The sequence below is a fragment of the Pedobacter flavus genome (genome assembly GCF_036324285.1).
GTDB lineage: Bacteria > Bacteroidota > Bacteroidia > Sphingobacteriales > Sphingobacteriaceae > Pedobacter > Pedobacter flavus.
This window is the reverse complement of the sequence record NZ_JAZDQU010000001.1, coordinates 963,541-979,487: the sequence shown is the minus strand read 5'-3', so window position 1 is coordinate 979,487 and position 15,947 is coordinate 963,541. Positions and strand designations below refer to the sequence as shown.

At 34.5% G+C, this 15,947-nt stretch carries 13 protein-coding genes; 4 read left to right on the top strand and 9 right to left on the bottom strand.

The genetic code is table 11. The features are described 5' to 3' along the window. Window position 1: 1 nt before the first annotated feature. From VRU49_RS04575 to gmd, 5 genes are read right to left on the bottom strand one after another with little or no spacing between them, the layout of a single operon-like run. The gene (locus tag VRU49_RS04575; protein ID WP_330145606.1) at window positions 2–1,132 is read right to left on the bottom strand and encodes a DegT/DnrJ/EryC1/StrS family aminotransferase; all 1,131 of its coding nucleotides are present in this window, start codon (window positions 1,130–1,132) and stop codon (window positions 2–4) included. A 9-nt stretch (window positions 1,133–1,141) separates the two neighbouring features. Beyond that, entirely contained in the window at window positions 1,142–2,410 is a 1,269-nt protein-coding gene (locus VRU49_RS04570) for a nucleotide sugar dehydrogenase (protein WP_330145605.1), read from the bottom strand. Continuing rightward, complete coding sequence (locus tag VRU49_RS04565) at window positions 2,397–3,413, bottom strand: GumC domain-containing protein (protein WP_330145604.1); 1,017 nt, start codon at window positions 3,411–3,413, stop codon at window positions 2,397–2,399. The genes VRU49_RS04570 and VRU49_RS04565 overlap by 14 nt, the downstream gene beginning before the upstream one ends. 3 nt (window positions 3,414–3,416) lie before the next feature. After that, the gene (locus VRU49_RS04560; RefSeq protein WP_330145603.1) at window positions 3,417–5,846 is read right to left on the bottom strand and encodes an SLBB domain-containing protein; all 2,430 of its coding nucleotides are present in this window, start codon (window positions 5,844–5,846) and stop codon (window positions 3,417–3,419) included. Window positions 5,847–5,862: 16 nt separating this feature from the next. Then, window positions 5,863–6,999, bottom strand: coding sequence for a GDP-mannose 4,6-dehydratase (gene gmd / locus VRU49_RS04555; protein ID WP_330145602.1), 1,137 nt, complete (start codon window positions 6,997–6,999; stop codon window positions 5,863–5,865). 497 nt (window positions 7,000–7,496) lie between these two features. Here gmd and rfbB point away from each other — a divergent pair, with 497 nt between their 5' ends. From rfbB to rfbA, 4 genes are read left to right on the top strand one after another with little or no spacing between them, the layout of a single operon-like run. Beyond that, window positions 7,497–8,552 (top strand): dTDP-glucose 4,6-dehydratase, encoded by a 1,056-nt coding sequence (gene rfbB / locus VRU49_RS04550; protein ID WP_330145601.1) that lies wholly within the window; start codon window positions 7,497–7,499, stop codon window positions 8,550–8,552. Beyond that, window positions 8,552–9,097: a dTDP-4-dehydrorhamnose 3,5-epimerase gene (gene rfbC / locus VRU49_RS04545; protein ID WP_330145600.1), complete on the top strand. Its 546-nt coding sequence runs from the start codon at window positions 8,552–8,554 to the stop codon at window positions 9,095–9,097. The genes rfbB and rfbC overlap by 1 nt, the downstream gene beginning before the upstream one ends. Continuing rightward, window positions 9,094–9,966 (top strand): dTDP-4-dehydrorhamnose reductase, encoded by an 873-nt coding sequence (rfbD, locus tag VRU49_RS04540; protein ID WP_330145599.1) that lies wholly within the window; start codon window positions 9,094–9,096, stop codon window positions 9,964–9,966. Before rfbC ends, rfbD begins: the two co-directional genes overlap by 4 nt. 52 nt (window positions 9,967–10,018) lie before the next feature. Continuing rightward, the gene (gene rfbA / locus VRU49_RS04535; protein WP_330145598.1) at window positions 10,019–10,876 is read left to right on the top strand and encodes a glucose-1-phosphate thymidylyltransferase RfbA; all 858 of its coding nucleotides are present in this window, start codon (window positions 10,019–10,021) and stop codon (window positions 10,874–10,876) included. A 904-nt stretch (window positions 10,877–11,780) separates the two neighbouring features. Here the strand turns inward: rfbA and VRU49_RS04530 are convergent. The 4 genes from VRU49_RS04530 to VRU49_RS04515 form a co-directional block, all read right to left on the bottom strand. Beyond that, window positions 11,781–12,344: a DUF3109 family protein gene (locus VRU49_RS04530; protein WP_330145597.1), complete on the bottom strand. Its 564-nt coding sequence runs from the start codon at window positions 12,342–12,344 to the stop codon at window positions 11,781–11,783. Between the two features lie 2 nt (window positions 12,345–12,346). Further along, window positions 12,347–13,120 carry a DUF3108 domain-containing protein gene (locus VRU49_RS04525; RefSeq protein WP_330145596.1) on the bottom strand — a complete coding sequence of 258 codons (774 nt, stop codon included), beginning with the start codon at window positions 13,118–13,120 and terminating at the stop codon, window positions 12,347–12,349. Between the two features lie 30 nt (window positions 13,121–13,150). After that, the gene (locus VRU49_RS04520; protein WP_330145595.1) at window positions 13,151–13,666 is read right to left on the bottom strand and encodes a DUF2480 family protein; all 516 of its coding nucleotides are present in this window, start codon (window positions 13,664–13,666) and stop codon (window positions 13,151–13,153) included. 65 nt (window positions 13,667–13,731) lie between these two features. Then, on the bottom strand, window positions 13,732–15,819 hold the full coding sequence (locus tag VRU49_RS04515; RefSeq protein WP_330145594.1) for a SurA N-terminal domain-containing protein: 2,088 nt from the start codon (window positions 15,817–15,819) through the stop codon (window positions 13,732–13,734). Window positions 15,820–15,947 lie beyond the last annotated feature (128 nt).

Here is a 15,947-nt window from a genome sequence, read left to right as displayed (position 1 = left end):
ATTAATTTTTAAATGCTTTTACCGCCTCTATGATATAATTAAGTTGATCTTCTCCCATTTCTGTATGAATAGGTAGCGATAAAACTCTTGTGCATAAATCCTCTGAAATTGGGAAATCACCTTCTTTAAATTCAGGAGTTCTAAAAGCTTCTTGTAAATGAAGCGCAATAGGATAATAAACCATACTTGGTACGCCCTTTTCTTGTAAAAAAGCTTTTAATAAATCTCTATCCGCGCTTTCGCTAAGCTTTAAAGTATATTGATGAAAAACATGTGTAGAGTTTTTAGATCTCACAGGTGTAAGTATCCAATTTAAATCTTTGAATGCTTCGTCGTATGTATTGGCTACTTTATTTCTAGCAGCTGCATATTCATCTAATTTTTTTAATTTAACATCTAAAATAGCCGCTTGAATGGTATCTAATCTAGAGTTACATCCAATTACTTTATGATGGTATTTTTTCTCTTGACCATGATTAGCAATCATTTTAATTTGCTTTGCTAATTCTTTATTATGTGTATAAAGTGCTCCACCATCACCATAACAACCTAAGTTTTTAGATGGGAAAAATGAAGTACACCCAATATCGCCCATGGTGCCCGCTTTCTTTACTGTACCATCAAAAAATGTATAATTGGCACCAATTGCCTGAGCTGTATCTTCTATTACAAATAAGTTATGCTTTTTTGCAACGGCTAAAATACTTTCCATATCGGCGCACTGACCATATAAATGAACAGGAACAACGGCTTTGGTTCTAGGCGTTATAGCTTTTTCTATAAGTTCGGCGGTAATGTTAAATGTATTTGGATCTACCTCTGTTAAAACAGGTTTTAAATTAAGCAATGCAATAACTTCTGCCGTAGCCACATAAGTAAAACAAGGCACAATTACTTCATCGCCAGGCTGTAAGCCTAAAGCCATTAAGGCTATTTGCAAAGCATCTGTTCCATTTGCACATGGTATTACTTCTGCCCCATCTAGGTAGGTCGATAAATTTTGAGAAAAACTAGACACCGCTGGTCCGTTAATAAAGGTAGTAGTATCTATAACTTCTTGAATGGCCTTATCTACCGCTTCTTTTATATTTAAGTATTGACTTTTTAAGTCAACCATTTCTATTTTATTCATCTATCTCTATTATAATCTACCGTCAATAATGCTTCTATCTAAATAAGATTTTGTATCGAACAAAATAGCATTATGACCATTTCTCAATTTTTTGAAATCTACACTTAAAAACTCTTTATGACTTACCGCTAAAATTACAGCATCATAAGAACTTTCATAAATATCATTGATTAATTTAATGTTATATTCTTCGTGAACTTCGTTATGATTAGCGTGTGGATCGTAAACATCCACACAAACGCCAAACTGATTTAGTTCATTGTAAATATCTATAACTCTAGAATTTCTGATATCTGGACAATCTTCTTTAAAAGTCATTCCTAAAATTAAGGCTTTAGCACCTTGAATTTTATGGCCTTTATGGATCATCAATTTAATAACCTTATTGGCTACAAACATCCCCATATTATCGTTCACCATTCTTCCTGATAAAATAACCTGTGGATGGTAACCTAAAGATTTAGCTTTATGCGCTAAATAATAAGGATCTACGCCGATGCAATGTCCGCCTACTAAACCCGGACTATATTTTAAGAAATTCCATTTTGTCCCCGCTGCTTCAATCACATCAGTTGTATCGATACCTATTCTGTCGAAAATTAAAGCCAACTCATTCACAAAAGAAATATTAACATCGCGTTGAGCATTTTCAATCGCTTTAGATGCTTCGGCTACCTTCATATTGGGTGCTTTATGCGTGCCCGCTGTTATAATGCTTTTATATAAACCATCAACCACATCTGCAATTTCTGGTGTAGAGCCTGATGTTACTTTTTTAATTTTTGTTAAGGTATTTACCTTATCGCCCGGATTAATTCTTTCTGGAGAATAACCACAAAAGAAATCTTCATTAAATTTAAGCCCTGAATATTTCTCCAAAACCGGAACACAATCTTCTTCTGTACAACCCGGGTAAACCGTTGATTCGTAAATGACAATATCTCCCTTTTTTAAAACCTTCCCTAACATCTCAGATGCTTTAATTAAGGGTGTTAAATCTGGTGCTTTAAACTGATCAATAGGCGTAGGAACAGTTACAATAAATACATTATAATCTCTTAACGCCTCAACGTCGCAAGAAAATAACATACCATTTTTCACAGCTTCTGCCATCCCATCTAAATCAGCTTCTAGGGTTCTATCTTCCCCTCTTTTTAATTCATCAACCCTCGCTTGATGAATATCGAAACCCAGAACCGGGTATTTTTTTCCAAACTCAATGGCTAACGGCAAGCCCACATATCCTAAACCAATTACAGCAATTTTATGCTTTGTCATCTTTCATTATTTTTTTATATAATAAACTAATTATTAGTCCTACGACAGAAAATATCGCGCCAAATATACCATAAAGCAAAATAGTTTTTAACTTATTTGGTTCTTCTTTATTTAACGGTAAATAGGGCTTTTCTAAGATTTGTATTAAAGGCTTTTCCTTTCTTAATTCAAGTTTTGTGTTTTCTAAGGTTGCCATTACAGTGGCATATAATGAAGTATTGGTTTGAACGTCTATTGCCTGACGTTGACCAGGTACCCTCAATATTTGTTTTGCAGGATTAGCATCAATAACTGCGTCGTTTTGTGCTGCAACCTGACTCATAGACCTTGTTAATATAGATCTTAAACTATCGGCCTGCTTTTCTAATATTTTTAGATTATCGACGGTTTTCTTGGTTTTGGTAGCGATATAATAGTCGTTAACCGTCTCTATCAATTTTTCGCCTAAGGCTAAGGAGTAATCTTCATCGGTAGATTTTATCTCTACCACCATAATATCTCCAGGAGTTATAGTAATATAATTAGTGGCTAAATCACTAATTACTCCCTTTATTACAGCACCTTGTTCTTCTTTAGTATGTTGAGACCAAGACTTTTCAATTTTATTTAGTTCTAAATACTTATCTAAAAGCGTAACTTCTTTCCCGTTTATTATAACCTTAGAAAAAAGTGTTTTCTCTAACATTAATCTAGACTTATATAAGGTCAGCAAGGTATTTCCTTGAAATAGTCCTCCACCACCACTATTCGCTCCACCTAATAATGCCGCCAATCCGCTTGGTACTGGAGGAGGGGCTCCTTCTTCTAAAAGAAAGGTAGTTACTGCCGTATAATAAGTTTTATCTTTCCTGCTTTTATAATAACCATACCCTGCACCTAAAATGGCTACACCTATAATGATATACCATTTTGAAAGAATTTTTAAGAATAATTTTTGAACGGTTATAATAATCTCCCTTAAAGAAACTACATCCTCATTATTATTAATCGGGTTTGCCTGCATAACTTATTTAGAAACTTGATTAAAGAGTAAAATTAAAGTTAATAAGCTACTGGTTATACCCACAATTTCTGTTATTGAAATTGGTTTACGAGGATTACCTTTAGGGATAATAATTTCAGCACCTGGTTTAATATTTGGATAGCTTCTAAATAGCAAATAAGATTTAGTACTTTTTACAGATCCATTGGCATATTTTACATAACCTCGTTTCAATTTTGAATAATCTGTAATACCTCCTGCTCCATTCACATAAGACTTAAATCCTTTATGGGGCTCAAACAAAACGGTAACTGGGGATAATACCTCACCAGAAATCTTTACAGTTTGCAATTGTTTAGGAATTTCCAAAATATCTCCTTCTTCCAAAAATAGATCATTTGCAGATCCTGGATTGGCCATTATTTTCGACAAATTGATGCCCACATATTCATTCGATTTTATTTCATTATCGTTAGTATTGGTCAATACATCAAATGGATTTTTTTGTTTTTCATTGTTTATTAAATTACCTCTCCTTGGCCCAGGTCTTTTAAGCGAAGCACCTTCAACATAAGCCAAAGCAGTAAATCCACCTGCACGCTTCAACAAATCCGTAATTCGTTCGTTTTTATGCTCTAAAGTAAATATTCCAGGATATAATACCTCTCCTTTAATTTCAATTTGCTTTTGAGTAGAAAAACTTGTTGATGGTCTAACAGCAACAATATCGAAAGGCTGAAGTACAATTGAATTAGCGGAATTTTTCAAAGATGGATCTACATCAACAGTAAATACTTCTGAGATAATTGCCTCCTTTGAAAGCACATCACTGTTTTTTACCCTTCTAGAGATTTCTACTCTATTGGAAGTAGCAGAAGATTTAAATCCACCAGCCATTAAAATAGCATCTTCAACTGTCATGCCCTCACCAAACTTAAATTGACCTGGGGCTTGAACTTCTCCATCTACTTTGATGGTATAATTCTCTCTTAAATCAAAAATAGATCTAATTGTGACAATATCTTCACGCATTAAAGGTATATCAGCTGCTTTTCCTGATAAAATAGCATTCAAATCGAAAGCAATACTTTGAAATTCCTGATTACTTTGAAGTCTTAAAATATAGCCTCTTTCTCTAAAAGCATCTTCCTTTAATCCTTGCGCATTGGCTATCAATTTAGAAAGTGTTAATCCTGGTACTAGTTCATATTCATCAGGTCGGAAAACTGCTCCTTCTATCTTCACTCTGTTTTCAAATCTATCTAAGATTTCATCTACAAAGACTTTATCACCACTGCTTACAATATAATTATTGTATTTATCACTCGAAACGTCTACGATTTTCCTTTCAACATCGGTGTTTTTTAAAACTTTAACGCGCGCTTTATAAGCCAACTCCGTAAAATCACCAGCAAAATAAAATAACTTATTTAAGTTTTCTCCTGGTAATAATTCATAAATTCCTGGGCGTTTAACTTCTCCCGAAACCTCAACTCTGTTTAAATAATAAGGAACATGTATTATATCCTGATCTTCTAAACGTACATTTTTAGTAGATACTCCAGTAATCAAAAAATCGTAAAGATCCACTTCAGCAACAACGCGCCCCCCTCTAACTACTTGTACATTTCTAAAAGATCCATTTTCTGTAGGTCCTTTAGCCTCTATTATGGCATTAAATACAGATGCAACAGAAGGTATAAGATAAGAACCTGGTTCTTCAACTTCACCAGTGATCATAATTTTAATGGAACGCATAGAACCTACCGTAACATTTAGCTTTGTGCCTCCAGAAGAAAGATCTGGATAGATACTAGAAAGTTTTTGCTTTAATCTTGCCGTAGCAGCTTCTAAAGTTAATCCTGTTAGATTTACTAACCCTGCATACTTGACATTGATATTTCCATCTTTGTCTATCTTTTGCGTAGTATTCGAAATAGAATTACCGTAAACATCGATAATCAATTCATCACCAGGACCTAAAATATAACTTTTGGGTGCAGGCATCAAAGAACTTGTTTCGAATTTCTTTTCTAGATTATTTTTTGATTTAAAAAAATCTAAACCAAAAATCTTAGATTTTAATCCTTTTAATAAGTTTTCTGTTAATCTAACACTATCTAATGGGAAGGCCACAGAATCAGTAACTGAAATTCTCCTCTCATCATAATCTAATGTTTTTTTGTCTTCTTTTCTTATTTTTTCTATACGCTCAATTAACAACTTCACTTCTGAAGCTGTCATGCCTCTTGATAAAGCTACTTCTTCAATTCGTTTATTTGAGAGTTTTGCTCCGTCAACTTCCTTGATGAAATTTCTTATGGTAGCATCAGACAATTCTGCAACTTTAACTTTACTAAGGTCAGTAATTTGCTTTACTTCTTGAGCCGCAAGATTGGTTGCAAAAAAGCTGAAAATTAAGCTTAATACAAGAAATATCTTTCTTTTATACATAGAAAAAATAATTTATTTATTCAAAATAATTGAGTGTATTAAAACCACCTTGTTTTAAATACTCGTCTTTCTTCATTAGATTTAAGTCAGACATCACCATATCATTAACTAATGCATCTAAATCGTATTTAGGCTTCCAGCCTAATTTTTGTCTTGCTTTAGTTGAATCCCCTAAAAGTAAATCAACTTCAGTTGGTCTAAAATACTTAGGATCAACTTTTACTATGGTTTCACCTAATTTTAAAGCATCTAAATTTAAATTTAATTCAGCAGCTTTATCTCTATTGATGTCTATTATTACACCTTTTTCATTTATATCTTTGCCAGAAAACTCAACTGTAATGCCTAATTCTTCAAAAGACATTTTCACGAATTCTCTAACGGGAGTAGTTATACCAGTTGAAATTACAAAATCTTCAGGTTTTTCCTGTTGTAATATTAACCACATAGCTTCTACATAATCCTTTGCATGTCCCCAATCTCTTTGGGCAGATAAATTTCCTAGATATAAACATTTCTGTAAACCTAAGGCAATTTTAGCAGCCGCTCTGGTAATTTTTCTGGTCACAAAAGTTTCGCCTCTTAACGGACTTTCGTGGTTAAATAAAATTCCATTACATGCATACATACCATAGGCTTCTCTATAGTTTACGGTAATCCAATAAGCATACATTTTTGCAACCGCGTATGGCGATCTTGGATAGAATGGAGTAGTTTCTGATTGTGGTACAGCTTGAACCAAACCGTACAATTCTGAAGTAGATGCCTGGTAAATTTTAGTTTTATTGTTTAAACCTAAAATTCTAATGGCTTCTAATAATCTTAGAGTCCCTACACCGTCGGCATTTGCGGTATATTCTGGCATTTCAAAACTTACCTGAACATGGCTCATTGCCGCCAAATTATAAATTTCGTCGGGCTGGGTTTCTTGTATTATTCTAATTAAATTAGTTGAATCTGTAAGATCTCCATAATGTAATTTAAACCTAACATCTCTCTCATGCTGATCTTTGTATAAATGATCTATTCTATCTGTATTAAAAAGAGAAGAACGTCGCTTAATTCCATGCACAAAATAACCTTTGTTTAGTAAAAATTCTGCAAGGTAAGCGCCATCTTGACCAGTAATACCTGTAATTAGGGCAACTTTCATTATGCTAATATAGTTTGTTTGGTTTTAAAGAGTGCAAATATAGCACTAATCTGTGAATAGATTGACCTAAAAAAGATTATAAATCAACATTTCTATCGTTTTTGTAAATTATATTGCTTGCTGAAACATTTAGATTAATGTTTATTAGTAAAATTTAAGTCAGCCTAAAGTGCCGCAAAATTAATTAACATAGTTTAACATAGTTATAATTTGATGTTAATTGATTATTAAAACTTAGTTTAAATATGGGTTTTATCAGAAGATTGATTAGTCGCAATCAGCGTATAGGAAATCCCCTGAGCCGTCATCCTGGAGCGGAATGTAATGCAGCGATAGGATCTCGTTGATTAATTTATTTTAACCTGAAGCGCAATGAAATGGAGCGAAGGACAGCCAGTCTAGTGTAATCCTTAAACAGAATAAAGAACCTCACAAAAGCAATATTTTCATTACCATTACTTTACTTACTTTTTCCTACTTTTGGCTATATTTATATTATGTCGAAGAAAATTTTAATTACCGGTGGTGCAGGTTTTATTGGTTCTCATGTGGTTAGAAGGTTTGTAAATCAATACCCCGATTATCAAATCTATAATTTGGATAAACTCACTTATGCGGGAAATTTGGCAAATCTAAAAGACATAGATTCCCTTCCAAATTACAATTTTATTAAAGCTGATATAGTCTACGCGGTAGATATTTTAAACCTATTCAAAACCCATAATTTCGACGCAGTAATTCATTTAGCTGCAGAAAGCCATGTAGATCGTTCAATTACCAACCCATTAGAGTTTGTTATGACAAATGTAATAGGAACGGTGAATTTATTAAATGCTGCCAGAGAAGTTTGGAAAGATGATTATGCAAGTAAACGATTTTATCACATCAGTACAGATGAAGTTTATGGTGCATTAGGTGAGACTGGCATGTTTACAGAAACTACTGCTTATGATCCACATAGCCCATATTCAGCATCAAAAGCAAGTTCAGATCATTTTGTACGCACTTACCATGATACCTATGGCATGGATTGCGTAATTTCTAACTGTTCTAATAATTACGGTTCTCATCACTTCCCAGAAAAATTAATTCCATTAGCTATAAATAATATTAAAGAAAATAAACCTGTTCCAGTTTATGGAACCGGCGAAAATGTGCGCGATTGGCTTTGGGTTGAAGATCATGCCCGTGCCATAGATGTTATTTTCCATAAAGCAAAATCCGGAGAAACTTATAATATCGGCGGACATAACGAATGGAAGAATATTGATCTTATCCATCTTTTATGTTCAATAATGGATAAAAAATTGGGTAGAGCAAATGGAGAGTCAGCGAAATTAATAACTTTTGTAAAAGATAGAGCTGGGCACGATTTACGTTATGCAATAGACTCAACAAAATTGCAAAATGAACTAAATTGGATTCCAAGTTTGCAATTTGAAGAAGGATTAGAGAAAACAGTTGATTGGTATTTAAATAACCAAGAATGGCTAGATGGAGTAACCTCTGGAGATTATAAAAATTATTATCAGGAACAATATAATAATAGATAATGCAAGTTGTAGAAACCGAACTAAAAGGTTGTTATATAATAAATCCAACTATAGTAGAAGACGAAAGAGGTTATTTTTTCGAAAGTTTTAATCAGAAAAAGTTTGAACAGCTTACAGGTGAATCGGGCATTTTTGTTCAAGATAATCAATCTAATTCGTCGTACGGGGTGGTTAGAGGTTTGCATGCTCAAAGGGGCGAGTTTGCTCAGGCAAAATTGGTAAGGGTTCTATCTGGCAAAGTTTTAGATATAGCAGTAGATGTTAGACCCAATTCTCCTACTTTTGGAAAATATGTAGCGATAGAATTAAGCTCTGAAAACAAGAAACAATTGTATGTCCCACGTGGTTTTTTACATGGTTTTTCTGTTTTAAGTGAGTCTGTAGATTTTTTTTATAAATGTGACAATTTTTATAATAAAGAATCAGAATATGGCGTAATTTATAACGATAAGGATTTAAATATCGACTGGAAAGTACCCACATCATCAATGCTATTGTCGGCAAAAGATGTTGTTTTAGGCTCTTTAAAGGATTTAAAATTATGATAAAAGTTTTAATTGTTGGTGCTGACGGACAAATGGGGCAATGTTTTAAAACTTTGGCTTCTAATATCACCGATCTGGAGTTTTTGTTTACAGGTAAGCAAGCATTAGACATCCTAAACATAAATCAGTTAAACACAATTTTTAATCTCGAAAATCCAAATTTTGTAGTCAATTGTGCGGCTTATACCGCTGTTGATTTGGCTGAAGACAATGAAGAGATTGCTCAACATATTAATGAAATTGGCGCACAAAATCTAGCATTAGCATGTAAACAATATAATGCCACTCTAATACATTTATCAACAGATTTCGTTTTTGAAGGAAATGTTGTGAAATTATTGAATGAAACAGATTTTGTTAAACCCAAAAGTGTGTATGGGTCGACCAAATTAGCTGGCGAAAGGGCTATTCAATCGGCATTAGATAAACATATAATTATTAGAACAAGTTGGCTGTATTCTGAGTATGGCAATAATTTTTTAAAAACCATGCTTTATCTTTCTAAGACTAAATCAGAATTAAATATAATTGCCGACCAAATTGGCACCCCAACTTATGCTATGGATTTGGCAAATGCCATATTATGCATTATTAGATCAGAAAAACAAACATTAGGAATTTTTCATTACAGTAATGAAGGGGTTACATCTTGGTACGACTTTGCAGTCGCTATTTTTAAACTTGCTAAAATTAAAATACAAGTAAATCCCATTCCAAATACAGCTTATCCAACTAAAGCATCTAGACCTAGTTTTTCAGTCATGGATAAATCAAAGATAAAACAGACTTATGATTTAGAAATTCCACACTGGTTAGAAAGTCTGGAGTTATGTATGGAAAGATTATCAGCTGAAGGAAAAATTGTTTGATACTAAGCTATTGAGGAGTTAAAAACTAAAAATATTAAGTAAGAAATATATTATGAAGGGAATAATTTTAGCTGGAGGTTCTGGCACACGTTTACACCCATTAACCTTGGCTTGTAGTAAACAAATGATGCCTATTTACGATAAGCCAATGATCTATTATCCGCTTTCTACCCTTATGTTAGCGGGAATAAGAGAAATTTTAATTATTTCTACCCCTCACGATCTTCCTCAATTTAAAAAATTATTGGGTGATGGTAAAAATCTAGGATGTACTTTCGAATATGCAGTTCAAGAGGTTCCCAATGGATTAGCTCAGGCATTTGTAATTGGTGAAGAATTTATTGGTGATGACGCTGTAGCGCTTGTTTTGGGAGATAATATATTTTACGGAAATGGTATGGCGAAAGCTTTACAAAGTTTAGAAAATATTGAAGGAGGTGTAGTTTTTGCTTATCAAGTTTCTGACCCAGAAAGATATGGAGTGGTTGAGTTTGATAAAGAAAACAAAGTGATTTCTATAGAAGAGAAACCTGCTCATCCAAAGTCTAATTATGCTGTTCCTGGCTTGTACTTTTATGACAATGAAGTAGTAGAAATAGCTAAAAATATACAACCATCGGCCAGAGGTGAGTATGAAATTACTGATGTTAATAAGGAGTACTTAAAACGTGGAAAGCTTAAGGTTTCTGTTTTAAGTAGAGGAACAGCTTGGTTAGATACAGGTACTTTTGCATCTCTAATGCAAGCCGGACAATTTGTACAGGTTATTGAAGAACGCCAAGGTTTAAAGATTGGTGCAATTGAAGAAGTTGCGTATAGAATGGGATATATTAATGCCGACCAATTAAGAGCTGTTGCAGCACCACTAATGAAAAGTGGTTATGGCGAATATTTATTAAGACAGATTTAAGGGGGTGGTCGATTACCAAATATATCGCTCTGAAACATATTCTTCAAGATTCGTCCTCCTGGAGCGGAATGTAATGGAGTAGCCTCCCGACCCGTCCTCCTGAAGCGAAATTACCCCCAATCCGTCATCCTGGAGTGGAATGCAATGGAGCGATAGGATCTCATAGATAAGTTCATCAGATCCTATCGGCCAACTTTCGCTGCGCTCTAGGTTGAGCCTCCAGGATGACTAATCTGGGGTAATCCTGGAGCGGTACACCTCTACTCGTCATCCTGGAGCGAAATGCAATGCAGCGATAGGATCTCATAGATAAGTTCATCAGATCCTATCGGCCAACCTTCGCTACGCTCTAGTTTGAGCCTCCAGGATGACTAGTTTGGGGTAATCCTGGAGCGGTACACCTCTACTCGTCATCCTGGAGCGGAATGTAATGGAGCGATAGGATCTCATAGATTAGTTCATTAGATCCTATCGGCCAACATTCGCTGCGCTCCAGTTTGAGCCTCCAGGATGACTAGTCTGGGTTAGTCCTGTAGCGGTACACCCCTGAACCGTCATCCTGGAGCGGAATGTAATGGAGCGATAGGATCTCATAGATTAGTTCATTAGATCCTATCGGCCAACATTCGCTGCGCTCCAGTTTGAGCCTCCAGGATGACTAATCTGGGGTAATCCTTGAGCAGTACACCTCTACTCGTCATCCTGGAGCGAAATGCAATGCAGCGATAGGATCTCATAGATTTCTTCATCAGATCAATTAATTTTATCCTGATACGCAATGAAATGCAGTGAAGGACGGTTACATTTCGCTGCGCTCCAGTTTAACCTCCTGGATGACAAGTCTGGGTTAATCCTAAAATGCAATGCAGTGAAGGACGACCTATCTAGAATGAACCCCTTAATTTTATTTAGAAGCAACCGACTCCTCTAAACTCTTATACCACGCTTCACCATATTTTCTAATTAATGGCTCCTTCAAAAATTTATAAACCGGAACTTTTAATTCCCTACCGAAAGTACAAGCATCTTTACAAATATGCCAGCGGTCGTAGTTTAACAAATCAAATTCTGGGTAGGCAGTAATTCTTATAGGGTAAAGATGACAAGAGATCGGTTTTTTCCAATCAACCAACCCTTGTTCATGTGCCTTTTCGATGGCACATTTAGTTATCCCATTTTCAAATAAAACATAAGCACATTCTTTATGTCCATCCACACAAGGGGTAGTTAAATCTCCATCAACATCTATTACAGAAGTTCCGAATTCTTCAATTGCTGCGATTCCCTTTTCGTTTAACAAATGTTTAATCTTAGGGTATATCTCCTCTAAAATTGTAGCTTCTTGACGCTCTAAAGGCGCTCCAGCATCTCCTGCCACACAACATTCGCCCTTACATTTATCTAAATTGCAAACAAATTGCTCATTAAGTACATCTTCATGCACCAATATATTTTCTACTTCTACCATTTTTATGTTTTTGCCAAGGGATACTTTAATCCCGAAGCAGATTTTAATTCTAATGTTGCCGACCCAACCACTATCTCAACCTGAGCCTTTACAGGTACTCGATTCCCATCATCCGTTATCCATAAGTAAAGTCTACTATCTTTACGAAAAACTCTACCGGGGTTTATAGATGGACTAAATTTTAAACACCTAATATTTCCTAGTTTGCTTTTCACAACTTCTTTACCCATGTATTCTATTTCTAAATTAGTAATTTCATCACCCAAGAAATAGTTCAATTTAAATTTATCGCCAACTTTAATATTGCTTAAATCTAAACTCCTGGCAAAATAATAAGAAGAAAATAAATCAAACGTTTGCCTTGTTGGGGTGGTAAATGTTCCTCGATTAGAAACTACCTTCTTTTGATCTTGAGAAAATCTTGCTTTATCTTGTCGACGGTAACTACCCTCTCTAACATTTTCTTGATAAAAATAAGGCAATAATGTAGTTTGATCGATATAGGAATCGTATTGATCTCTGATTTTATAAAACACATCAAAAGATCCCGAAGTCTTTACATTTACAGATAAGTTAAAAACCGGCTTATTGTCGAACCTCAAATCAGAAGGAAGCACTTTTACGACAGCTTCAGCTGCAGTAATAAAGCCGTATTTAAGTCTGTATTCAAATACCTCTCCTACTTGAAAAACAGATTCTTTTTTTATGTTATACTCTTGTGCGTTTACTTTAACATAGACCAGTAAAAGTCCCAGAAATAGTGTTATTTGTTTCATAGGTGATAATAAACAAAAAGCAAACCAAATTTAAACTTTACGTTTAAAAATTGGAACGGTAGAGCATGGCTCACCATACATTATGCTTTTTACAACTGGGGTAAGTAAATTAGTGATAAAAACATAAGCGGAAATTGGAACATTAAAGTCGGCACATCCCTTTACAACTACACGAGCATCTCTAAACGACTCGATATTAATTGCAGATAAGGATTTAGACCACAATACCGCTTCTAATGTGTTTAAATCGCCGAACACAATCTCATTGGCAAATGGAGACATTCTATTGGCTAAAAGCATGTATGCCCACGTTGGCACAATTGCATCTTCACTACAATAAATAGCTATATTTTTATCCTGATATTGGGCCCAATCATGATCTTTAACGAACGCTCTAAAATCCTTTTCACGCAAGATTAGTCCTTGAAACAAATTGTCTTTAATATCGTACAATATTCTATCACCTTTATGGTAATATTCCTCTAAATCTAATGTTATTAAGCCACTCTCAGCTACTCTATTAACGAAATTTTCTTGAATATCCATACTTGTTAAATTAAAAAGCCATCTAAACTTAACGCTTAGATGGCTACAAAAGTAATTATTTACTTTTAATAGAATTTCACACGATTGTCTTTAATCTCTGCTTTATCTTGTAATGCTTGGTAAGCGCCACCCAATGTACGTTGAGAAACACCTACTAACATTTCTTGCTTTTGTTTAAATGTATTAGCCAATGGAGATGCGGCATTAAAGCCTTTAACGCGGAACACATAAACACCGTTTTCACCTTCAATAGGTTGAGAAACTTTATTTACTTGTGAACCAAATATTGCACCTACCACTTTATTTTCTTGAGCAACACCAGGAATAATTGGGTTTGCAAAAACAACGTTTTCAATTGGATTAACTACTAATCCCAATTTTTGTGCCGCTTGTTCTAAACTTGCATTACCTGCCATAGCGCTGTTAAATTTCTCAATGATCATTTTAGCTTTAACAGAGTTTCTTACCATTGGCTCAATATTTTTCTTCACCTTTTCTAGAGGTAAAATGCCTTTAGGACTAACCTCAGTTAATTTAGCTACCACATAACCATTGTCCATTTGGTAAACTTGACCTAACATTTCACCTTCTTTGGCTGCATATCCATCGCGAATAAGCTGACGAGGGTTAGCTAATCCGTTTACAAATCCTTGCATGCTGGTAATATATTCTGCTTTTACAACTTTGTAGTTGTATTTTTTAGCTAACTCTTGGAAATTATTTGCATTAACTTCATTGAAGAAATTATTGGCTAATTTATAAGCAGCAGATTGAGTTTTGCTACTAGCACCTAATCCTTTTTCTAAATAAGCTACTTTTACACGCTTGTTAGATCCGAATTGTTTACCAATTTTAATAATATGAATACCGAATTGGGTATTTGCAATTTTAATATCACCAGTTTTTCCGCTGAATGCAGCTTCTTCAAATGGTCCTACCATTTGTCCACGTCCAAAAACGCCTAAATCACCACCTTTAGCACTAGAACCATCTACACTGTGAATTTTAGCTAACTCAGCGAAGTTACCACCATTCTTAACCAATTTAGTTAAAGAATCTGCCAATTTCTGAGCTGGTGCGATTCCACCTAATTTAGCAGGATCTAATAAAATATGACTTGCCTGTACCGAATCTGGTTGATATTGAACACCAACTACTTTTGCCATTTTATATGAATTTCCAGTGAATACCGGTCCATAGAACGAACCAACTGGAGTAGCAAATACAACTGAATCTATTTGCGCATCTAAGCTACCTTTACCTAAATAAGTATAAGGAACCTTAACATCAGAATTTACAGCAACAAATAATGAATCATTAGAACTTGTTCTAAACTCTGCAGCTAATTTATCCATAGATTGCTTTACAGCAATACTGTCTTCCTTACTTGGTGCCGAATTAAATAATACGAATTCAAAAGAACGATTCTCTGAAGGATTATAGAAACGTGCTTTATTAGCATTGTAATAAGCTGTATAATCTGCATCAGTTAATTTCACAGAATTATCTGGAATAGTACTGTATGCAATATTAACGATATCAAAATTTACTAACTTATTTCTGTTTTGGTGTTCTTCATTAGCTTCCAATGAAGTTACAAACACAGAGTTAGAAATTAACTTTGTATATTTTTGTTGTAAGGTTTGACGCTCAATCTCATTTTGCATCATTTCCCATTGAGCAGCTAACTCTGGATTACTATCCGCTTGTTTTAAGCTATTAATGATGGCCGCTCTATCTAAAGTTCCTGTTTGAGGATTTGTAAAAGCTTGAGCCACTAATGGACTTACATTTTTACCTTGAATTAAATCAAACAATTCCTCATCAGATACCTGAATACCTAATTTTTTAAATTCTTTAGTTAAAATAATCTCTGCAATTTCGTTGTTCCAAGCATTTTCTACAGCCATAGCTTCCATTTGGGAACCACCAAGGCCACCATACTGCTGCTTAAACTGCTCTAAATTTTGTTGAACTTTTGGCGAAAACTCGTCAATAGAAATATCTTCTCCATCTATGCTTCCCACAACTCGTTGTGATGCGTTCCAAAATGGCGAGCCAGCACTTACTGCATCACCCACTAAAAAGGCTACAATTGCCAAACCGATGGCTCCAATAAGGATGTATCCAGCTCGATTACGCAAAAATGTCATTATACCCATATTCCTTCGTATTATTATTAATTTTTTTTAAGAGGGCGCAAGATACAATTTTCAATTGAAATGTAGAAGTGTTAATTATAGTTTATAAATATCTATAATAGAACTAACTACCTATTTGT